Origin of the sequence: Streptomyces sp. NPDC057280 (assembly GCF_042668605.1) — a bacterium.
GTDB lineage: Bacteria > Actinomycetota > Actinomycetes > Streptomycetales > Streptomycetaceae > Streptomyces.
Map to the genome: position 1 here is coordinate 802,367 of NZ_JBHUYR010000004.1, position 19,419 is coordinate 821,785.

Here is a 19,419-nt window from a genome sequence, read left to right on the forward strand (position 1 = left end):
CAAGTGTCGGCGAAGGTCGACCCATGATCACTCGCAGACCCCACGTCGTCCTGCTGACCGCCTCCCTCGTGCTCACGGGGTGCGGGGGAGGGACCGCGGCGACCCCCGAGCGGGCGCCGGTCACCACGACGATCCGGCCCGCGCCGCCGGTCTCCCTGGACGTGGCCCCGCAGCAACTGCCCGGCCTGGGGCCGAAGACCTGGGCGAAGGTGCCGGACGACGCCCGGCAGGCCGTCGTCGTCACCGGCCGCGGCAGGAACTCCCCGCGGTCCGCCGTCGTCCTGTACGAGCGCACCGACGCGGGCTGGGAGGCCGGACAGACCTGGCCCGCGCACAACGCGCTGCGCGGCTGGACCGACGACCACCACGCCGGCGACCTGCGCTCGCCCATCGGCGTCTTCGGCCTCACCGACGCCGGCGGACTGCTCCGCGACCCCGGCACCCGGCTGCCGTACGACCAGGGCGGCGGCTTCACCGCGACCGGCACCGGCTTCGAGGGCGAACCCCTGGCGGGCTCCTTCGACTACGTCGTCGCGATCAACTACAACCGCGAGCCCGGCACCTCCCCGCTCGACTGGACGCGCCCGCTCGGCGCGGGCCGCGGCGGCGGCATATGGCTTCACGTCGACCACGGCGGCCCCACCCACGGCTGCGTGAGCATCGCAGAGAGGCATATGAAGGAGCTCCTGCGGGCGCTGGATCCGGCCCGCCACCCGGTCGTCGTCATGGGCGACACCGACTCCCTCGCCCGCTGAGCGGCCTAGGCTTCCCCAGGTGTGCGCACATGTGCTGGTCGCCGAGGACGACGAGATGCAGGCCGAACTCATACGCCGCTCCCTGCTGGCGGAGGGCCACACCGTCACCGTCGTCCACGACGGCGGGGCCGCCCTCGACGCGGTGCGGCGGCTGCGGCCCGATCTGGTCGTGCTCGATCTGATGCTGCCGGTGTTCGACGGGCTCGGCGTGTGCCGGGCGCTGCGGCGGGAGGGCGACGTCCCGGTGCTGATGCTCACCGCCCGGGCCGGCGAGGACGACGTGCTGCTCGGCCTGGACGTCGGCGCCGACGACTATATGACCAAGCCCTACAGCCCGCGCGAGCTGATGGCGCGGATCCGGACCGTGCTGCGGCGCAGCGGACGAGGCGCGGCGCCCGTTCGGGCCGCCGGGGTGGAGGTCGACCCCGTACGGCACGAAGTGCGGTGCGACGGCGAGCCGGTGGAGTGCACACCCGCCGAGTTCGCCCTCCTGCTCGCCATGACCGCCGAGCCCGAACGGGTCTTCACCCGGCGGCAGTTGCTGGAGTGCACCCGCGGCATCGACCGGGCGTCCACCGAACGGGCCGTCGACGTCCACATCATGAACCTGCGCCGCAAGATCGAGGCCGACCCGCGCAGGCCGGTGCGGCTGCTGACCGTGTTCGGCGTCGGCTACAAGCTCAGCGGCGGCCGTGGATGAGCCGCCGCATCCCCCTGCGCAAACGCCTGTCGGTCCGGCTGCTCGTCGCGTCGGTGCTGATCGCCGTGTGCTCGGTGGCGGCGACCGCGTGGCTGGCGGTGGAGACGACCACCCGGGCCCTGCGCGAGGAACAGGGGCAGGTGCTCGCCGAGGACATGGACGTCCTCGCCCGGCTGAGCGGGTACGCGGCAACCCACCCGACGTGGAAGGGAGTCGACGGGCTCGTCCGGTCCCTGTCCCGGAAGACCGGCCGCCGGATCGCCCTGACCACCACCGACCGCACCCCCGTCGCCGACTCCGCGCCGGCCGGCACCTCCCTGCCGCCCCGTGCCGCCGCCACCGTCGACCCCCTGCGCACCGACACCTACACCGAGCGCGGCGCGCAGCGCAGCGGCGTCGACCCGCGGGTGGTGGGGCCGTACCGGCTGACCGCCGAGGAGCGCGCCAAGCTGGGGAAACTGGCGCTGGCGCGGCAGAAGTGCTTCGCCCGGTTCGGCATCGAGACCGCCATCGCCAGGACACCCAGTGGACGCCCGGTCCTCAGCAACGACGACCAGGTGCCCGACGAGTGCGCCGACGGACGGCTCAACACCCCGGCCCCCACCGAGGAGAAGGCCCTCGCGGACCTGACGGAGCGGGCCCGCGGCTGCCTGGGGCGACGGGACGTGAAGCTGGCCGACGCACTGTTCGTCGGCTTCGACTTCACCGACCGGAGCCTGGGCGGGCGCTACCAGCTGGGAAAGTTCGACGTACCGCCCGGCTCGCAGAACGGCCGCACCCTGCAGAAATGCGTCGACAGCGCCCGCCGCGCCCAGCTCGACCCCTATGTCGCGCCGGCCGCCGAGCTGTTCCTGGGCGGCGGGGACCGCACCGCCGTGCGGTTCGACATGTCACCGGCCAACAAGGCCAAGGTCGTCGGTGCCGCCGGGCTCGTGCTCGCCGTCACCGTCGCGGTGACCGCCGTGGTCGCCACCCGGCTCGTCCGGCCGCTGCGGGCACTGACCGCCGCCGCCCAGCAACCGCCCGAACGGCATGTGCGCGTGCCCGTGACCACGCGGGACGAGACCGGCATCCTCGCCGCGGCCTTCAACGACCTCACCGAACGCCGGGAACGCCTTGAAGCCCAGCGCAAGGCGATGGTCAGCGACATCGCCCACGAACTGCGCAGCCCGCTCACCAACATCCGCGGCTGGCTGGAGGTGACCCGGGACGGCGTCGTGGCCCCGGCCCCGGAACTGCTGGCCTCCCTGCACGAGGAGGCGCTCGTCCTCCAGCGGGTCATCGACGACCTCCAGGACCTCGCCGCGGCCGACGCCGGCACGCTGCGGCTGCACCGCGAGCCCGTCGCCGCCGGTGAGCTGCTCGGTCAGGTCGCCGCCGCCCACCGCGTCGCGGCCGACACGGCGGGCGTCACCCTGCGCACCAGGACGGAAGGTGAGCCGTGGCTGGACGCCGACCCGGTGCGGATGCGGCAGGCGCTCGGCAACCTCGTCTCCAACGCGCTGCGGCACACGCCCGCCGACGGCACGGTCACCCTGTCCGCGCGCGCCGACGGCGACGACGTGGTCCTCGACGTCGCCGACACCGGCAGCGGTATCGCGCCCGAGGACCTGCCGCACGTCTTCGACCGCTTCTGGCGCGCCGAGAAGTCCCGCAGCCGCCGCACCGGGGGCAGCGGCCTCGGTCTGCCGATCGTCCGCCACCTGATGGCTGCGCACGGCGGCACGGTGGAGGCGACGAGCGAGCCCGGCACCGGAAGCGTCTTCACCTTGCGTGTCCCCGGCCTACCCGGAGGAGCGTCCGGCCCGGGCCCGGCGCCGTTGCAGTGAACGCCGTTCGGTCTCGCTCGTGCCGCCCCAGACGCCGATCGCCTGCCCGGTCTCCATGGCCCATTCCAGGCACTGCTCCCGCACCGGGCAACGGTGGCAGACCGCCTTCGCCTGCTCCGTCTGCACCAGTGCCGGACCGGTGTTGCCGATCGGGAAGAAGAGGTCGGGGTCCTCGTGGCGGCACGCGGCATGGGTTCGCCAATTGTCCATCGATGTCACCTGCGCTCCAAGTCGTCCGTGCCCTCGCGGATGGCTTACTCGCTTTCGGGTCACCTGTCGATGCGCATGTGAAACAACAGAGTTCGCAGAGACACGGTCCTACTGCTCGCGCAGCCCCCACGGCGAGCCGTACGCGGTGAGCAGATCCAGGAAGGGACCGGCGGGGAAGGCCTCCGGGCCGAGCACGCCCGCGCCCTTCCACGCACCGCCGGCGAGGAGTTCGAGGGCGACGACCGGGTTGACCGCCGTCTGCCACACCACCGCCTGGCTGCCGTACTCCGCCATGGACCACTGGTTGTCGACCACGTGATACAGGTACACCTCGCGCGGCGCCCCGTCCTTGACGCCCTTCACCCAGGTGCCCGCGCAGGTCTTGCCGTGCATCCGCTCGCCCAGCGTCGCCGGGTCGGGCAGACAGGCCGCCACGACGTCCCGGGGCGAGACCCGCGCGTCGCCGACGGCGACCGGTTCGGTGCGGTCCAGGCCCAGCTTGTGGAGGGTCTTGAGGACCTCTATGAACTCGTCTCCCAGGCCGTACTTGAAGGTCACCCGCCGCGCCCCGATCCAGCGGGGCATCAGCAGCACCTCCTCGTGCTCGACGTTCACGCACTCCACGGGGCCGATGCCCTCGGGGAAGTCGAACACCTCCGGCTCGCTGAACGGCGCGGTGGTGAACCAGCCGCGGTCGGCCTCGTAGACGACCGGCGGATTCAGGCACTCCTCGATCGTGGTCCAGATGCTGAAGGACGGGGCGAAGTCATAGCCGTCGACGGTGAGGTTCGCGCCGTCGCGGACGCCGATCTCCTCGATCTCGTCGAAGAGTTCGTCCGCCGCGTACCGCGCGAAGACATCCGACAGACCCGGCTCGACGCCCATGCCGACGAGGGCCAGCAGGCCCGCCTTCTCCCACTCCACGGCGTCCTCGAACTGCGCGTCGCCCAGCTTGACCCCGCACTCCTCGTAGGGCCGCTCGGGGTGCGGACGCGACAGGGACATCGCCATGTCGACATACGTGGCGGAGGCGGTACGGGCCGCGCGGAACAGCGGCATCACGAAGCGCGGGTCGGTGGCGTTGAGGAGGACGTCACAGGCGTGCCGCTCCAGCAGCGCGGCCACGGCCGTCTCGTCGTTCGCGTCGACGCGCTCGGCGTGGAAGCGGGCGTCGCCGCCGAGCGCCGCCACGGCCGCCTCGGCCCGCGCCGGGTCGTAGTCGGCGACCACCATCGCCTCGAAGAACGACCTCCGGGCGGCGATCCGGGTGACGGCGGTGCCCACCCCTCCGGCGCCCACGAGCAGTACACGCATGACAACACTCCTACGGCTGAAGGTCTACGACGTGAGGGGCCCCGCCGTCGATACAACGCCGCCCCTTCCCTTAAGGTCAATGGCGTTGGCATAAGCGAGGGAGGCCTGGTCGTGCCGAAGCCGGTGGTGCCCGAGGACAAGCGGCGCCGACGCCGCCCCACGAAGAGCGGCACCGTCCTGACCGAGGAACTGATCGTCGAGACCGCGCTGCGCATGCTGCGCGAACACGGCAGCGCGGGCCTGACCGCCCGCCGCCTCGGCCTCGCCCTGGACGCCGACCCGAGCACCCTGTACCGCTACTTCCGAGGCATGGACGACCTGACCCTCGCCATCGGCGACGCGCTCATCGGACAGGCCCTGCACGGCTGGCGGCCCACGGGGGAGTGGCGGGCCGACCTGCGGGCCGTCGGCCTGCGCCTGCACGCCGCGTACCTCGCCCATCCGCAGGCCGCCCTGCTGACCACGAGCCGGGTCACCGGCCGTCCCCATGAACTGGCGGCCGACGAGGCGGTCCTCGACGTGCTCCGCACGGCCGGGTTCCCGCTCCCCGACACCGTGCGCATCTACCACGCCTTCATCGACCAGACCCTCGCCTTCGCCGCTCTCGACGCCGCCTCCCTCGCCCTGCCGAGCGCCGCGCTCCACGCCGACGAGGACATGTGGAGCTCGACCTACGCCCACCTGCCCCGCACCACCCACCCGCGCATCGCCGAGGCCGCGCCCCTGCTGGCGAAACGCATGGTCGACAGCGCCTATCCGACCGCCCTGGAGATGCTCCTGGACAGCGCGCAGGCCCAGCTGGCGGCGTCGGCGGGCGGAGACCGCTCAGCTCCGTAGCGCTTGCGCGGCGGCCCTCGTCACGGCCTCGGCGACCGCGGCCAGGGCGGGAGAGTCCAGCTTCCACTGCTGCCAGTACAGGGAGATGTCGACGGGCCGCTCCGGCGCGAGCTGGACCAGGCGCCGGGCCCGCAGCAGGGCCTCCGCCTGCACCTCCGGGACCATGCCCCAGCCGAGCCCCAGCGTGACCGCCTCCACGAACCCCTCCGATGTCGGGATGGCGTGCCGAGCCGGGCCGGCTGCGCCGCTGCCGTGCCTCAACTCCCGTACGAAACGGTCCTGATAGGTGTCCCGCCGGTCGAAGGTCACCACGGGCGCCTTCGCCAGCGCCTCACCCAAAGGCCCGCCGAGATGGCGTTCCACGAAGGCGGGGCTCGCCGCGGCGACGTACCGCATCCGGCCCAGCGGACGCACCGAGCAGCCCGCGACGGCGTCCGCCGACGACGTCACCGCGGCCATCACCAGGCCCTCCCGCAGCAGGGTCGCCGTGTGCTCCTCGTCCTCGCGGTGCAGCTCGAAGCGGAGCGGCGGCTCGTCCGGCACCCCGGTCAGCGCGGGCAGGAACCACGTCGCCAGCGAGTCGGCGTTGACCGCGATCGACACCCGCGTCGGCTCGCCGTCGGCACTCGCGCCGAGCTCGGACCACGCGTCCCGCTCGATCCGCGCCAGCTGCCGCGCGAACCGCACGACCACCTCGCCCGACTCGGTCGGCCGCACCGGCTTGGACCGCACCACCAGCACCCGGCCCGTGCGCTGCTCCAGCGCCTTGACCCGCTGACTGACCGCCGACGGCGTCAGATGCAGCACCGCGGCCGCCGCGTCGAAGGTGCCCTCGTCGACCACCGCGAGCAGGGTCCGCACCTGGTCGAGGGGAAGCTCCGCCATCATGACCACATCACGAGTACTAATGATACGTAAGAATCTTTAGCTGTACTCCATTCATGGCTCTGACTAGCGTCGATGCCATGACCGCCTCCCTCTCCGCCGCGGCCGCAGGCTTCGGCACCGGACTCTCGCTCATCGTCGCCATCGGCGCCCAGAACGCCTTCGTCCTGCGCCAGGGCATCCGCCGGGACGCGGTGCTCGCCGTCGTCGGCATCTGCGCCGTGTCCGACGCGGCCCTGATCGCCCTCGGCGTCGGCGGGGTCGGCGCGGTGGTGGTGGCATGGCCCGGCGCGCTGACCGCGGTCGGCTGGATCGGCGGCGCGTTCCTGCTCGGCTACGGCGCCCTCGCCGCCCGGCGGGTGCTCCGCCCCGCCGGGGGCGCCCTGCGCACGGACGGCGACGCGGCCGGGTCCCGCAGGCGGGCGGTGCTCACCTGTCTCGCGCTGACCTGGCTCAACCCGCACGTCTACCTCGACACCGTCTTCCTCCTCGGCTCCGTCGCCGCCGACCGGGGCGACCTGCGCTGGACCTTCGGACTCGGGGCGGCGCTCGCGAGCCTGGTCTGGTTCGCGGCGCTCGGCTTCGGCGGACGCCTGCTCGGCCGCCTCCTGGCCCGCCCGTCCGCCTGGCGCGTCCTGGACGGCCTGGTCGCCACGACGATGATCGCCCTCGGCGCCCTGCTCATCGCCGGCGCCTGAGGCTTGCCCAACGGCCGTTCCACAAGGTGAGATTGCGCGTCCCGCATGCTCGGACGGAAGTGCCATAGTGAACCCTGGCCCCGAAAGATGTAACGAGCAACCAGGAAGTCCGTGGACACGAGCGAGAGCAGCACAGCACCGCAGACACCGGCCCCGGCCGAGGGCCCGCCGGCCCGGCGTGGCTGGCGCCGGTGGGCGATGGACACCCGCCCGCTGCGCCGCCCGGCCTACCGCCGGCTGTGGAGCTCGACCGTCGTCACGGCCGTGGGCAGTCAGCTCACCGCGGTCGCGGTGCCCAAGCAGGTCTACGACATCACCGGTTCCTCGGCCTGGGTCGGCTACGCGAGTCTCGCCGGGCTGCTGCCGCTGATGGTGTTCGCGCTGTGGGGCGGCGCCGTCGCCGACAGCGTGGACCGCCGCAAGCTGCTCCTGTTCACCAACAGCGGCATCGCGCTCACGTCCCTGCTGTTCTGGTTCCAGGCCTTCGCCGGACTGGAGTCCGTCGCCACGCTCATGCTGCTGCTCGCACTCCAGCAGGCGTTCTGGGGCCTGAACGCGCCCGCCCGCACCGCCTCCATCGCCCGGCTGGTGCCCGCCGAGGAGCTGACCGCCGCCAACGCCCTCGGCTCGACCGTCGCCCAGACCGGCCAGGTCGTCGGGCCGCTGCTCGCGGGTGCCCTGATCCCGGTCATCGGGCTGCCGGAGCTGTATCTGATCGACGCCCTGGCGCTGTGCGTGACGGTGTGGGCGGTCTACCGCCTGCCCTCCCTGCCGCCCCTCGCGGCACCGGCCAAGCGCCGGGCGGGCCTGCGCGAGATCGCCGAAGGGTTCCGCTACATCGCCCTGCACAAGGTGCTGCTGCTGTCGTTCCTCGCCGACGTCGTCGCCATGGTCCTCGGCATGCCCCGCGCCCTGTTCCCGCAACTCGCCGGCGAGACCTACGCGCCGTACGGCGAGGGGTTGGCCCTCGGCCTCCTCTTCGCGGCGATCCCCATCGGCGCGGTGCTCGGTGGCCTGTTCTCCGGCACCTTCTCCCGGGCCCGCCGGCACGGCTGGATGGTCATCGGCGCGGTCGTGGCCTGGGGCGTGGCCATCACCGGGTTCGGGCTGAGCGACAGCCTGTGGTTCGCGGTCGCCTTCCTCGCCCTGGCCGGGGTCGCGGACATGGTCTCCATGGTGTTCCGGGGCGCGATCCTGCTGTCCGCGGCCACCGACGAGATGCGCGGCCGGATGCAGGGCGTCTTCACGGTCGTCGTCGCGGGCGGCCCGCGCCTCGCCGACGTCCTGCACGGCACCGCGGGCGCAGCCTTCGGCCCGCGCGCGGCGGTGGTGGGCGGCGGCCTCCTCGTCGTCACCGTGATGCTGGTCCTGGCCGCCGCAGTCCCGGCACTCCGCCGCTACCACATCTGACCGACGGCCCGCGACCGTCAGGCCCGGGTGGGGGCCCGCTACGGCGTCGGATCTGCGGCGCGGCTCCGTCTGGTCCCGGTACTGCGCTGCTACCGCATCTGACCCACGGGCCGCTCCTCTCAGTTCGGGTGCTGCGTGATACCGCGCGTCTGATCTGCGCGGCGCGCGGCCCCGTCAAGGTCGGGGTGCTGCGCGTCACCGCGTCTGATCTGCCGCGCGCGGTCCCGTCGGGTCCAGCTGGTGCGTGTTATCGCGCGTCTGATCTGCGGCGCGGGTCCCGTCAGATGCGGGTGCTGTGCGCTACCGCGCATCTGACGCACGGCCCGGCCCCGTCAGGTCCCGGCGCTCCGCCGTTACCGCATCTGATTTCGCGGGCCGCCCCGTCCGGTCCCGGCGCTCCGCCCCTACCGCGTCTGACCCGCCGCCCGGTCGTCCCTCCCTACAGGGCCCGGCGTCGCATCGAGTACTGCTCCATGAGCTTGCCCCGGGTCATCTCCAGGCGGTGCGCGAGGATCTCGGCGACGCTGCGTACCAGGACCATCCCGAGCGCCGGGTCCTCCTCGCACAGACCGAGCACGGCCGCCGCGTCGAACTCGTAGGCGCGCACGGGGCTGAACGCCACCGCGCCGAAGTCCCACTGGTGCGGCGGGAAGAGCCAGGACCAGCCGAGCAGATCCCCCGCGCCGAGACTCGCCACGGTCACCCGTTGCAGGGACGTCACCTGCTGGTCGAGGGAGACCGCGCCCGAGCGGATGACCCAGAACCGGTCGGCCGTGCCGCCCGCCTCGAAGATCCGGGCGTCCTCCGGGAAGGAGACCTCCCGGGCGAGGGTCATCAGACGCTGCCGTTGCGGCGGGGGCAGGGCGGTCAGGAGTTTCGTCGCTTTGGTCATGAGGCGGGGCTCCTCGCCGGCGATTCGGTTCGGGGGCTTTCCCTACGCCCATTTCAGCCGCTGCCGCCGCCCAGGGCACCTCGGCGGACGGCATCGCTTACGGCACGAAAGCCATCCGGACAAGGAAAAGCCCTGGCTGGACGGGGGAGGCCAGCCAGGGCAGTTCAGAGGTGGTGAGCGGAGGACCCTTCGGGTCAACTCCACGACCACGTATGAATGAACGGTAAACCATCCTGAGGGCAGGTGTGAAACCCGAAGCCGGTCACGTGACCCGTTTCACTCCGCCTCGGCTTCCAGCACCCTGATCGTCTCCAGTTCGGGGTCACTGGGGTCGGGCAGGTTCATGCCCGCCTCCTTGCCCGTCCGCAGATACCGCAGCACCGGCTCGGTGAGCCGCTCGCCCGGCAGGACGGCCGGGATCCCGGGCGGATACGGCGTGATCATCTCCGCGGCGATCCGGCCCGCCGCCTTCTTGACCGGCACGTTCTCGGCAGGGCCGAAGAACGCGTCCCGGGGCGACCTGGACTGCGCGAGCCGCAGTTCGGACGGCGCCGGCACCTCCACCCGCGGGGCCGGCCGCAGCTTCGGCGCGGCGCGCACCAGGTCCCGCAGCGCGGACAGCAGCTCGCCGGTGGTCTCCCGGTCGTCGCCATGGGTGATCTGCGCGCCGAGCCGGCGGTGGTCGGCGAGATGCGCCTCGATCCTGCGCTCGGCCCGCAGCCAGTCGGCGGCCTGGAACCCGGTGATGCCGAGCCCGTCAAGATCGATGATCACCTGCAGGGGATCGAAGTCGTCGGCCAGCCCGGGACCGCAGAAATCGTCCCGGCCCTCGACGTGCAGCCCCTCGATCTGCCCGATCGCCGAGCGGAGTTCGGTCACCAGGTCCAGCGCCGCGCCCATGAGCTCCTTGCCGTGCAGCGCCATCTGCCGCCGCCAGCCGTCGAGCCCGGCGTACAGCAGTACCGACGGGCTGGTGGTGCCCAGCAGGTCCGCGCGCAGCTTCAGCACCTCGGGCGGCACCAGATCGCCCTGGAGGTGGAAGACGGGTCCCTGCTCCAGGCCGCTGCCCATCTTGTGGATGCTGGTCACGCAGATGTCGGCGCCCGCGTCCATCGCCCAGGACGGCAGGTCGGGATGGAACGGCAGATGCGCGCCCCAGGCCTCGTCCACGATCAGCGGCCGCCCGCGCCGGTGGCACACCTCGGCGACGGCCCGCAGGTCCGCGCTCGTCCCGTACGGCGTCGGACTGGTGACCAGCGCGCCCCTGGCGTCGGGGTGGGCGGCGAACGCCTTCTCGAAGGCCTCCGCGGACGGCGGGTGCGCCAGATGCCGCTCAGGGTCCCAGCGCGGCTCGATCCACACCGGTTCGATGCCCGAGAGGATGAGCCCGGACACGACCGACTTGTGGGCGTCCCGGCCGATCAGCAGCTTCTCGTGCGGGCCCGCCACGGACAGCATCGCCGCCTTGACCGACAACGAACTGCCGCACGTGGTGAAGAACGTGTGCTCGGCGTGCACGGCGTCCGCCATCAGCTCCTCGGCGCGCTCCAGGACCCGGCCCCGGGTGAGGCGGTCGTCGAGACCGCCCGACGCGAGGACGTCGCCGAGGAACACGGCGTCGCCCAGCACCTCCCGCACGGCCGGGTCGGCGCCCCGCGCCTGTTTGTGCCCCGGCGGCGTGAAGGCCAGCAGGCCCTCGCGCCGATAGGTCTCCAGCGCTTCCAGTACCGGTGCCCGAGTGTGATCCACTGCCATGCGGTCCCGGGTTCCCGTGGGCCGGGAGACCAATCGCGACCGCCCGTGATCAGGCCCCGGCCCGCTTGCCCGGCGTGAGGATCTCGTCCAGCACCGAGACGACTGCCTCGAAGGCGAGTGTCCTTATGCCGGCCTCCCGCGCGGCGTCCGGATCGGTCGGCCGCAGGTCCTCGCCCCGGGTCCGCCAGGCCCGCTGTTCCTCCAGCGCACACGCGCGGGCCCGTTGGATACGGCGCAACAGTTCGTCTGAGTCCACGACATCCGTCATGCGCTTCGAGTACCCCGTCCCGGCGCCCGGATGGCCCCCGCGATCGAGGTTTGACCCGGTCCGCAGCGGTCAGCCGAAGAGGAGAGACCTGCGGTGCTCACGCGGCGTGAGGCATAGCGCTGCGGCCGGCCGGCCGCGCGCCCGGCCGGTGAGAGTCCGCCCGATCACGATGGCCCGGAGCCCGGAAAGGTCCGGCTCGTGCCGCAACCCCTTCAGGGAGCCCAGAACCATGTGTAGGGAGCACAGGACCCCATCCGCCCCCGAATCGTCGGCACCCGGCACCGCACGGGTGACCTCGGACAGCCCACCGCCGACGGCCCTTCGAGAACCGTCCACGGCCGGCCGCTGCCGGCTGCACTGCCCATGCAAGCCCGCCGAGGCCCGCCGGGCCGTGGAGCGCGCCGTCGCCGACCGCTGCCGGGCCACCGGCATCTCGTGCGACCGGGAGTCCGTGGCGGACGCCCTGCTCGTCGCCTCCGAACTCACCACCAACGCCATCCTGCACGGCGGCGGCGTCACCGACTTCCGTGTGGACGTCGAGGAGCCCGGCGTACGGGTCTCCGTCAGTGATCGCAGCGACGCGCTCCCGGTGACCGGGGAACCCGTCGACCCGCACGGCCGCCGGCGGGTGGGCGGCCACGGCTGGCCGATCGTCTGCCGGCTGGCACACGACGTCCGGATCACCGGCCTCGCCTCCGGAGGCAAGTGCATCACCGCGGTCGTACCCCTGTCCTGACACAACGTCTGTCTTCCGTCGCGAAGCGGAGTTTGCTCCCCCGGCGGCAGGGCAGACGCACATTCGTGCTTCGGACCGGAGGCGCGCCGACGGGAGTGACATCGCTGCTCCCGGGCCCTCCGGGTGTCCGGACAGCGCTCTTCCCGCGGTCAAGTCCTTGAAATCATCTGTCAGGAGCGATACCGCATGCTTATCGATACATCGACAAGCCGTCCCAGCCTCCCCGACACCTCGGCTGCGGCGCCCCGGCGGCGGCATGACGACGCCCCCGACACCGCGACGCTCTTCGCCCGGCTGGCCGCCCTGGAGGACGGCCCCGAGCGGGACGCCGTCCGCGACGAACTCGTCACCGCCTGGCTTCCCATGGCCCACCGCATCGCCGGCCGCTTCCGCGAACGCGGCGAGTCCCTGGAGGACCTGCGGCAGGTCGCCGCCCTCGGACTCGTCAAGGCCGTCGACCGCTTCGACCCCGAACGCGGCGCCTTCGAGAGCTACGCCGTCCCCACCATCACCGGCGAGGTCAAGCGGCACTTCCGGGACCGGATGTGGGCGCTGCGGGTGCCCCGCCGGGTGCAGGAACTGCGCAACAAGGTGCGGGTGGCCCGCCGCGAGCTCACCCAGACGCCGGGCACCCCCGAACCCACCCCGGCCGACCTCGCCGCTCACACCGGTCTGACCGAGGAGGAGGTCACCGCGGGGCTCGAGGCGCTGGAGAGCTACAGCGCCCTGTCCCTGGACGCCGAACTCTCCAGCGGCGACGACGGATACAGCCTCGCGGACACCCTGGGCAGCTCCGACTCCTCCTTCGACGTCGTGGTCGACCGCGAGTCCGTCAAGGCGGGTCTGAGCAGGCTGCCCGAGCGGGAACGCGCCATCCTCTACATGCGGTTCTTCGAGGACATGACGCAGAGCCGCATCGCCGACAAGCTCGGCATCTCGCAGATGCACGTCTCCCGGCTGATCAGCCGCAGCTGCGCCCGGGTCCGCGCCGAGGCGCTGGGCGAGAAGGTCTCGCTGTGAACCCGGTGCTCCCCGGGTGTGCCGGGCTGCGACCTGGGCATTCGGAGGGCGGGAGGCCGAGATGAATGCGACAGCCATCGCCCGTGAGGGGCGTAGGGACGCGGAACGCGCGGCGCGCGGTTCGGTGACGGAGGGGGCGGCCCGTGCGGGGCTCGCCGCCCGCGGTGTGATCTACCTGCTGGTCGGTGCGCTGGCGCTGCAGATCGCCTTCGGTGACGGAAAGCGCCAGGCGGACCGTGGCGGCGCCCTCGCCGAGCTGTCCGACAAGCCCTTCGGCTCCGTCCTGCTGTGGGCGCTCGGCGCCGGGCTCGTCGGCATGGCCCTGTGGCGGCTGTCCGAGGCGCTGTTCGGCTCGGTCGGACAGGACGGGCGGACGGCGAAGAAGCGGCTGCTGGCGGTGGTCCGGTTCGTCTTCTACGGCTTCGTCGCCTACTCCGTGCTGTCGTTCGCGGCCGGTTCGGGCGGGGGCGGCCAGCGGTCGAGCGACAAGCAGTCCAAGGACGTCACCGCGAAGGCCCTGGAGATGCCCGCCGGCCAGTGGCTCGTGGCGCTGGCCGGGGTCGGGGTCGCCGTGGCGGGAGTGTGGATCGGGGGCCGGGCACTCATGCGGTCCTACCAGAAGTATTTCAAGCTCGGCCAGATGTCCCCGTGGACGCGGCGTCTGGTGGACGTGACGGGCGTCGGCGGCGGCGTGGCACGCGGCCTGGTGTTCGCCACGGCCGGGGCCTTCGCCGTCCGGGCCGCGGTCGACTACGAGCCCGACAAGGCCAAGGGCCTCGACGACACCCTCCGCTCCTTCGCCGACACCCCTCTGGGCCCATGGCTGCTGGCGTGCGTGGCGGCGGGCCTGGTGCTGTTCGGCCTGTTCTCGTTCGCCATGGCCCGGTGGCGCAGGGTGTGACACCGAATGACGTGACCTGAGTCCCGGGGCAGGAGTACGGCCCGTCGGCCTCACGCCCTGGGCCGGGCCACCGGCACTCCCAGCGGACGTGCCAAGCCCACCACCCCCTCGTCCAGGCGGCCCAGATGCCGAAGGACCCGGTCCGTCACCCGGCCGAAGCGGGGTGCGCCGGGTCCGCCGGCCTCCAGCAGCGCCGCGATGCTCGGCCCGGTCCTGACCTCGTCGGTGGAGTGTTCGTCGGCGACGTGGGCGGCGATCGCGCGGATGTTGTGCAGGATGCGCTGTCCTGCGCCGCGCAGGCGTGGGTCCGCCGCGATCGAGGGATGGGTGGGCAGGAGTTCCGCGGTCGCGGCCAGGGCCCGCGCCTGGTAGGCACAGGTCTCCAGCAGGGCCACGACGTACCGCGCCGTGTCCCGCCGGGCCCGCAGCGGCGTGACGGGATGCGTGAGGGGCTTCGTGGCGGCGCGCAGGTCGGCCAGTGCCTGGTCGAGGTCGCGCGCCTGGTCCAGCAGGTCGGCCGGCGGCCCGCCGCTGAGCTGGTCCACGGCCGTCTCGGTGACGTCCGCGAGCCGGTCCAGGACGGCGACCAGCAGATCGTTGGTACGCCGGTCCGTGCGCACCGGCAGCACCAGCGCCGCCGCGAGCACCCCGCACGCCGCCCCAAGCGCCGTCTCCTCGATCCGCAGCACGAGCACCGAGAAGCTGTAGGTGTGCAGCAGGGTGTACAGCAGCCCCAGCGCCGCGGTCACGAAGAACGACATCAGCGTGTACGACAGGGGTGCCGTGTAGAACATCAGGAACACGCACACCAGCACCAGCGCGAACGCCGTCCAGGTGTGGTGCCCGACCAGGGCCGCCAGCCCGATGCCCGCCACCACCCCGAGGACCGTGCCGAGCAGCCTTCGGTAGCCCTTGACCAGGATCTCGCCCGTGGAGGCGGTGTTGATGAACACGATCCAGCAGGTCAGCACCGCCCAGTACCAGCGCTGACTGGACAGCAGCTCCCCGCCCGCGATGGCCAGCGACGACCCCACCGCCACCTGGACGGCCGCCCGGGTCGTCGGCCGCCGCAGCCCCGTGAGCTCCTCCTCCGCCGCCTCGTCGCCCGCGTCGATGGCCGCGTCCTCGGCGTCCAGCTCCTCCCGCGAGCGGGCCGTGGCGGGGCTGTCGTCCGACTCGTCCTGGGGCCCGTCGAGCGCGACCCGCAGCCCCAGCACCGCGCGGGCGGCCTCGCCGACGCCGCGGAAGACGTCCTGGACGGCGGGTGGGGCGACCGGCAGGTGCTCCTCGTCCCGGTAGCCGAGGAGCCGGTTGCGGACCTGGGACAGCGCCGTGCCCTGCCCCGCGGACACCGGGCGCAGGACGAGCAGCCGCAGCGCCTGAAGATCCCGGCGCAGCGTGTCGGTCGCCTTGTCCCGCACCGGCAGCAGCCCGCCCGCGGGGACGGGTGCGCCCGGCAGATGCAGGGTCAGCGTGTCCGCCCGCTCGGCGCTGCGGGCGGTCAGCAGCAACAGGCCCAGCCGCTCGGCGGCCACCTCGGCGTCCGCGACCCGCCGCTGCACCAGCCGGGCCACGCTCTCGTCGGCGGTCCCGGCCGCCAGCCGGCCCTGGATCATCAGCGCGGTGTCGTGCAGCCGGGCGGTGCCCTCGCGGACGTGCTCCAGGGCCTTGTCGACGTCCTCGGGGCCCGCGTCGAGCAGTTCGAGCTGCGCGGTCACCAGCTGGGCCAGGCGGGCGCGGAAGGCGGACCGCAGCCGCTCCAGCGTCCCCGCGGGTGTCTCGGGCACCAGGGCGAACCGCACCAGGGCGCTGCTCGCGAAGGCGACGCCGATCGCCCCGTACAGCGAAGGCAGTCCGGACACCGTCGCGCCGACGAACAGGGACAGGAAGTACACCTGGAACCCGATCAGCCCGAGCGCGGTGCCCCGGTCGCCGAACCGCCGCCCGTAGACCGCGCAGAAGATCAGCGCGACGAAGAAGAGGTCGCCGGCGACCACGTGGGAGCCGAGCAGCGCCCCCAGGGTGACGGAGGCCAGCGCGACCGGCAGGCCCAGCGCGAGCGTGCCGGCCTGCGCGGCGCGTTCCTTGTCACGGACGGCGAACGTGGCGACCATCGCCGCGATCGCCCCCGCCACCAGATGCCGCACATCGGTGCCCAGCGGGGCGAGCACGGCCAGCGTCAGCGCGATGGCTCCCACCGTGCGCAGCCCGGCCGTCAGCCGCAGCAGCCCGGGATCGGACGCCACGACGAACTCCCGCACCCGCGCACGCACGACCCCGGTCATGGCACGGAACCCGCCGCCGACCGACGAACGACGAGTCCGCGCCCACAGCCCCGGAAACCCACCGCCCACCCACTCACACAGGCGGCGCCCCCTCCGCCCTTGAAGCCGCCACCCGCCCAGACCCCGTCCCACGATGACACGGGCCCCCCGCCCGGCGGCCGCATGGACCGGACGTCCCTCACCGGAGTCCGGTCCTGCGGACGCCCGAACTTCCCGCCACCGGCCACCACCCCGCCCGACGTTCGAGCGCGCCCGTCACGCCCCACCGGTTTCCGGCCTCGCAGCCACACAACCCCGGTCACGGCACGGAACTCGCCGGGGGTTGGGGCTTGTCCGTCCCCGGTCACCGGCTTCTGGTCTCGCGGTCGCGGGGGCCCTGCGTCAGCCGCCCGCGCCCTGCCGGGGGTTGGGGCTTGTGTGTCACCGGTGACCGGTTTGCGGTCTTGCTGGCGCGCGGACCTTCCACCACCGGCCAGCGTCCCGCCGGGGGTTGGGGCCCGTTCGTCCCCGGTCACCGGCTTCTGGTCTCGCGGTCGCGGGGTCCCTGATTCAGCCGCCTGCGCCCTGCCGGGCGTTGGGGCTTGCGCGTCACCGGTCGCCGGTTTGCGGTCTCGCTGCCGCGCGGACCTTCCACCACCAGCCAGCGTCTCGCCGGGGGTTGGGGCCTGTCCGTCACCGGGCAGCGGCTTCTGGTCTCGGGCTCGCAGGGGCCCTGTGCCGCCCGCCCGCGCCCCGCCGGGCGGTCGGGGGTGGCCGTCGGTGGGCACGGGCGTAGCGTCTTGCGGCGGTACCCGTCCGACGTCGCCGGCCCGCGGGCCGTTCCGTGGCCGCGGGTGTCGGACGTCGTGCATCCGCGTGGTGTGCGGCATCGCCCGGCTCCCGCGGCCCGGTCCGCCGGGCAGGCCTATTCCTGCCGCTCCGTTCCGTCCACGTGGGCGCGTACCTGCTCCGGCGTCAGGTACGCGTTCGTGTACTCGAAGTCCTTGAGCTTGGCCGCCCTGCGGGCCTGGAACCCCGTGCGGACGAAATCGTCACCGGCGAGCGCGTTCAGCGTCCAGTTGGTGGCGACGCGCACCTTGGCCACATTCGTGCGCAGCGCCATCCAGTGGTAGCCGCGGGCCGCGACCTGGGCGGGCAGGCCCCGCAGTTCGACGCCCAGGGGCTTGGACACCGCGTCCGTGCCACCGAGGTCGACGACGAGACCGAGGTCCTTGTGGACGTACGGCGTCGTCGCCGCGCCCCGCAGCGTGGCGATGACGTTGTCCGCGACGTGCTTGCCCTGCCGCATCGCGTGCTGCGCGGTCGGCGGGCAGACCGCACCCTCCTCGCCCTTGGCCTCGTCCGGGACCGCGGCGGAGTCGCCGAGCGCGAACACCCCGTCCTGGCCCGGCATCTTCATGTCCGCGCCGACCACGAGCCGCCCGCGGAGCGTCTCGGCCCCCAGCGTGGAGATGAGCGGGCTCGCCACGACACCCGCCGTCCAGATCAGGGTGCGTGTCGGGATCACCCGGCCGTCGGTGAAGGTGACCTCCTCCGGACCCGCCTTGGCGATGGACGTGCCGAGGGAGATCTCGATCCCGCGCTTGGTGAGGATGTCCTGCGCGGTACGGCCCAGCTTGTCGCCCAGTTCGGGCATCAGCTTCGGGGCGATGTCGATCAGATGCCACTTGATGAGCGCCGGGTCGATGCGCGGGTAGCGCTTGACGGCGGCGTGCGTGAGCTTCTGCAGACAGGCCGCGGTCTCGGTGCCCGCGTAACCGCCGCCGACGACCACGAACTGCAGCCGTGCGGCCCGCTCCGCCTCGTCGTGGCTGGCGTCGGCGAGATCGAGCTGCGAAATGACGTGGTCGCGGATGTAGGCGGCCTCGGCCAGGGTCTTCATGCCGAACGCGTGGTCCGTGAGCCCGGGGATGTCGAACGTGCGGGTCACGCTGCCCGGCGCCAGCACGATGTAGTCGAACGGCTCGTCGACGATCTCGTCGGTGATGGTGCGGATCACGCACACCTTCGCCTTGAGGTCCACGCCGATCGCACCGCCCGGGATGATCCGGGTGCGGTACTTCTTGCTCCGCCGCAACGACACGGCGATCGACTGGGGCGTCAGCACCCCGGAGGCGACCTGGGGGAGCAGCGGAAGGTAGAGCTGGTAGGCGAACGGCGTCACCAGCGTGACGTCGGCCTCGTCGGCACCGAGTTTGCGTTCCAGCCGGCGTACGCACTCCACGCCGGCGAAACCTGCGCCAACCACCAGAATCCTGGGTCGTGTCACGGTCCTTCTTCCCTTCTGCGGCTCCGGCGGTCCGAGTCGAACGACGTTCGTCTGCCCTGGATCGCTGCTGCCCATCCCACCGATCCCACCGCGCCCGAAGCCGTTCCGCCAGCCGGGTGCGGCAGGCAGACGAACGTGTCGTCACCACCATGCCCGCACTGGTGCGTGAGTGCACCGGATGCGAGTGAATGTCATGTGACTCACCAGGGCAGGAACACATGCACGTCCTTGCCGCCCCCCTCGGGGACGACGCTCACCTGCCGGCACAGGGCGTGGATCAGATGCCAGCCGACGCCGCCACCGCCCGTGCGCGGGTGGAAGGGCCGCGGGGCGGGCGGAGTGGGGTTGGAGTCGTGCAGCGTCACGTGCACACCGTCGAAGGTCCGCCGCATGGTCAGGGAGAACTCCCCGGGTGCGTACTGCACGGCGTTGGCGGCCAGCTCGGTGACGACCAGCAGGATGTCGTGCCAGTACTCGGGCGCGCCCGGCGGGCAGACATCGGCCAGGACACACAGGAAGTCCTCCGCGGCGAGCCGCGCACCGGTCACGCTCTGCGGCTCGCCCGGGAAGCTCGTGGTGCGGCTCGGGATCTCCACGGAGGCCACTAGGTCGTCCCTACGAGTTCATCGGCCAGGTCCTTCGGCCGGCGTCCTGC

At 72.8% G+C, this 19,419-nt stretch carries 18 protein-coding genes; 9 read left to right on the plus strand and 9 right to left on the minus strand.

All coding sequences use genetic code 11. The features are described from left to right. Positions 1-23: 23 nt before the first annotated feature. From ACFUO4_RS27485 to ACFUO4_RS27495, 3 genes are read left to right on the plus strand one after another with little or no spacing between them, the layout of a single operon-like run. Positions 24-755, plus strand: coding sequence for a L,D-transpeptidase family protein (locus ACFUO4_RS27485; RefSeq protein ID WP_383489676.1), 732 nt, complete (start codon positions 24-26; stop codon positions 753-755). A gap of 19 nt (positions 756-774) precedes the next feature. Beyond that, positions 775-1,455: a response regulator gene (locus ACFUO4_RS27490; protein ID WP_383489679.1), complete on the plus strand. Its 681-nt coding sequence runs from the start codon at positions 775-777 to the stop codon at positions 1,453-1,455. Further along, positions 1,452-3,284, plus strand: a complete 1,833-nt coding sequence (locus tag ACFUO4_RS27495) for a sensor histidine kinase (protein WP_383489682.1) — start codon at positions 1,452-1,454, stop codon at positions 3,282-3,284. The genes ACFUO4_RS27490 and ACFUO4_RS27495 overlap by 4 nt, the downstream gene beginning before the upstream one ends. Here the strand turns inward: ACFUO4_RS27495 and ACFUO4_RS27500 are convergent. Further along, entirely contained in the window at positions 3,240-3,494 is a 255-nt protein-coding gene (locus tag ACFUO4_RS27500) for a WhiB family transcriptional regulator (protein WP_126270003.1), read from the minus strand. The two genes, ACFUO4_RS27495 and ACFUO4_RS27500, sit on opposite strands and share 45 nt — an antisense overlap. 108 nt (positions 3,495-3,602) lie before the next feature. Then, positions 3,603-4,808, minus strand: a complete 1,206-nt coding sequence (locus ACFUO4_RS27505) for a saccharopine dehydrogenase family protein (protein ID WP_383489685.1) — start codon at positions 4,806-4,808, stop codon at positions 3,603-3,605. 111 nt (positions 4,809-4,919) lie between these two features. On the opposite strand from ACFUO4_RS27505, the gene ACFUO4_RS27510 reads away from it, so the two are divergent. Further along, the gene (locus tag ACFUO4_RS27510) at positions 4,920-5,645 is read left to right on the plus strand and encodes a TetR/AcrR family transcriptional regulator (protein WP_383489688.1); all 726 of its coding nucleotides are present in this window, start codon (positions 4,920-4,922) and stop codon (positions 5,643-5,645) included. Here the strand turns inward: ACFUO4_RS27510 and ACFUO4_RS27515 are convergent. Continuing rightward, a complete protein-coding gene (locus ACFUO4_RS27515) occupies positions 5,634-6,533 on the minus strand; it encodes a LysR family transcriptional regulator ArgP (RefSeq protein ID WP_383489691.1) in 900 nt (299 codons plus the stop codon). The two genes, ACFUO4_RS27510 and ACFUO4_RS27515, sit on opposite strands and share 12 nt — an antisense overlap. A 77-nt stretch (positions 6,534-6,610) precedes the next feature. Between ACFUO4_RS27515 and ACFUO4_RS27520 the strand changes: the two genes are divergently transcribed. Together ACFUO4_RS27520 and ACFUO4_RS27525 are read left to right on the plus strand one after the other, a co-directional pair. Beyond that, complete coding sequence (locus ACFUO4_RS27520; protein WP_383489694.1) at positions 6,611-7,228, plus strand: LysE/ArgO family amino acid transporter; 618 nt, start codon at positions 6,611-6,613, stop codon at positions 7,226-7,228. 111 nt (positions 7,229-7,339) lie between these two features. After that, positions 7,340-8,638, plus strand: coding sequence for an MFS transporter (locus tag ACFUO4_RS27525; protein ID WP_383489697.1), 1,299 nt, complete (start codon positions 7,340-7,342; stop codon positions 8,636-8,638). A gap of 439 nt (positions 8,639-9,077) precedes the next feature. Here the strand turns inward: ACFUO4_RS27525 and ACFUO4_RS27530 are convergent, their stop codons facing one another. The 3 genes from ACFUO4_RS27530 to ACFUO4_RS27540 all read right to left on the minus strand — a co-directional run bounded on the left by ACFUO4_RS27530 (position 9,078) and on the right by ACFUO4_RS27540 (position 11,553). Next, positions 9,078-9,530, minus strand: coding sequence for a cyclic nucleotide-binding domain-containing protein (locus ACFUO4_RS27530; RefSeq protein WP_383489700.1), 453 nt, complete (start codon positions 9,528-9,530; stop codon positions 9,078-9,080). A gap of 276 nt (positions 9,531-9,806) precedes the next feature. Beyond that, positions 9,807-11,285: an aminotransferase class I/II-fold pyridoxal phosphate-dependent enzyme gene (locus ACFUO4_RS27535; protein ID WP_383489703.1), complete on the minus strand. Its 1,479-nt coding sequence runs from the start codon at positions 11,283-11,285 to the stop codon at positions 9,807-9,809. A gap of 49 nt (positions 11,286-11,334) precedes the next feature. Then, positions 11,335-11,553 (minus strand): hypothetical protein, encoded by a 219-nt coding sequence (locus ACFUO4_RS27540; protein WP_383489706.1) that lies wholly within the window; start codon positions 11,551-11,553, stop codon positions 11,335-11,337. 229 nt (positions 11,554-11,782) lie between these two features. Here ACFUO4_RS27540 and ACFUO4_RS27545 point away from each other — a divergent pair, with 229 nt between their 5' ends. From ACFUO4_RS27545 to ACFUO4_RS27555, 3 genes are all read left to right on the plus strand, one after another. After that, complete coding sequence (locus ACFUO4_RS27545) at positions 11,783-12,289, plus strand: ATP-binding protein (RefSeq protein WP_383489708.1); 507 nt, start codon at positions 11,783-11,785, stop codon at positions 12,287-12,289. Between the two features lie 186 nt (positions 12,290-12,475). Further along, positions 12,476-13,309: a SigB/SigF/SigG family RNA polymerase sigma factor gene (locus ACFUO4_RS27550; RefSeq protein ID WP_383489711.1), complete on the plus strand. Its 834-nt coding sequence runs from the start codon at positions 12,476-12,478 to the stop codon at positions 13,307-13,309. 61 nt (positions 13,310-13,370) lie between these two features. Further along, positions 13,371-14,210 (plus strand): DUF1206 domain-containing protein, encoded by an 840-nt coding sequence (locus ACFUO4_RS27555; RefSeq protein ID WP_383489713.1) that lies wholly within the window; start codon positions 13,371-13,373, stop codon positions 14,208-14,210. Positions 14,211-14,260: 50 nt separating this feature from the next. Here ACFUO4_RS27555 and ACFUO4_RS27560 read toward each other — a convergent pair whose 3' ends face one another. From ACFUO4_RS27560 to ACFUO4_RS27570, 3 genes are all read right to left on the minus strand, one after another. Continuing rightward, a complete protein-coding gene (locus ACFUO4_RS27560) occupies positions 14,261-16,495 on the minus strand; it encodes an FUSC family protein (protein ID WP_383489716.1) in 2,235 nt (744 codons plus the stop codon). A gap of 904 nt (positions 16,496-17,399) precedes the next feature. After that, positions 17,400-18,743 carry an NAD(P)/FAD-dependent oxidoreductase gene (locus ACFUO4_RS27565; RefSeq protein WP_383489719.1) on the minus strand — a complete coding sequence of 448 codons (1,344 nt, stop codon included), beginning with the start codon at positions 18,741-18,743 and terminating at the stop codon, positions 17,400-17,402. Positions 18,744-18,964: 221 nt separating this feature from the next. Then, positions 18,965-19,369, minus strand: coding sequence for an ATP-binding protein (locus ACFUO4_RS27570; RefSeq protein WP_383489722.1), 405 nt, complete (start codon positions 19,367-19,369; stop codon positions 18,965-18,967). Positions 19,370-19,419: the final 50 nt, after the last annotated feature.

Excerpts from the sequence above, each read along its gene's own strand:
- ACFUO4_RS27485 (WP_383489676.1), top strand. The coding sequence starts at position 24 with ATGATCACTCGCAGACCCCACGTCGTCCTGCTGACCGCCTCCCTCGTG.
- ACFUO4_RS27545 (WP_383489708.1), top strand. The coding sequence starts at position 11,783 with ATGTGTAGGGAGCACAGGACCCCATCCGCCCCCGAATCGTCGGCACCC.
- ACFUO4_RS27530 (WP_383489700.1), bottom strand. The coding sequence starts at position 9,530 with ATGACCAAAGCGACGAAACTCCTGACCGCCCTGCCCCCGCCGCAACGG.
- ACFUO4_RS27535 (WP_383489703.1), bottom strand. The coding sequence starts at position 11,285 with ATGGCAGTGGATCACACTCGGGCACCGGTACTGGAAGCGCTGGAGACC.
- ACFUO4_RS27505 (WP_383489685.1), bottom strand. The coding sequence starts at position 4,808 with ATGCGTGTACTGCTCGTGGGCGCCGGAGGGGTGGGCACCGCCGTCACC.
- ACFUO4_RS27520 (WP_383489694.1), top strand. The coding sequence starts at position 6,611 with ATGACCGCCTCCCTCTCCGCCGCGGCCGCAGGCTTCGGCACCGGACTC.
- ACFUO4_RS27500 (WP_126270003.1), bottom strand. The coding sequence starts at position 3,494 with ATGGACAATTGGCGAACCCATGCCGCGTGCCGCCACGAGGACCCCGAC.
- ACFUO4_RS27515 (WP_383489691.1), bottom strand. The coding sequence starts at position 6,533 with ATGATGGCGGAGCTTCCCCTCGACCAGGTGCGGACCCTGCTCGCGGTG.
- ACFUO4_RS27555 (WP_383489713.1), top strand. The coding sequence starts at position 13,371 with ATGAATGCGACAGCCATCGCCCGTGAGGGGCGTAGGGACGCGGAACGC.
- ACFUO4_RS27560 (WP_383489716.1), bottom strand. The coding sequence starts at position 16,495 with ATGACCGGGGTCGTGCGTGCGCGGGTGCGGGAGTTCGTCGTGGCGTCC.
- ACFUO4_RS27550 (WP_383489711.1), top strand. The coding sequence starts at position 12,476 with ATGCTTATCGATACATCGACAAGCCGTCCCAGCCTCCCCGACACCTCG.
- ACFUO4_RS27495 (WP_383489682.1), top strand. The coding sequence starts at position 1,452 with ATGAGCCGCCGCATCCCCCTGCGCAAACGCCTGTCGGTCCGGCTGCTC.
- ACFUO4_RS27540 (WP_383489706.1), bottom strand. The coding sequence starts at position 11,553 with ATGACGGATGTCGTGGACTCAGACGAACTGTTGCGCCGTATCCAACGG.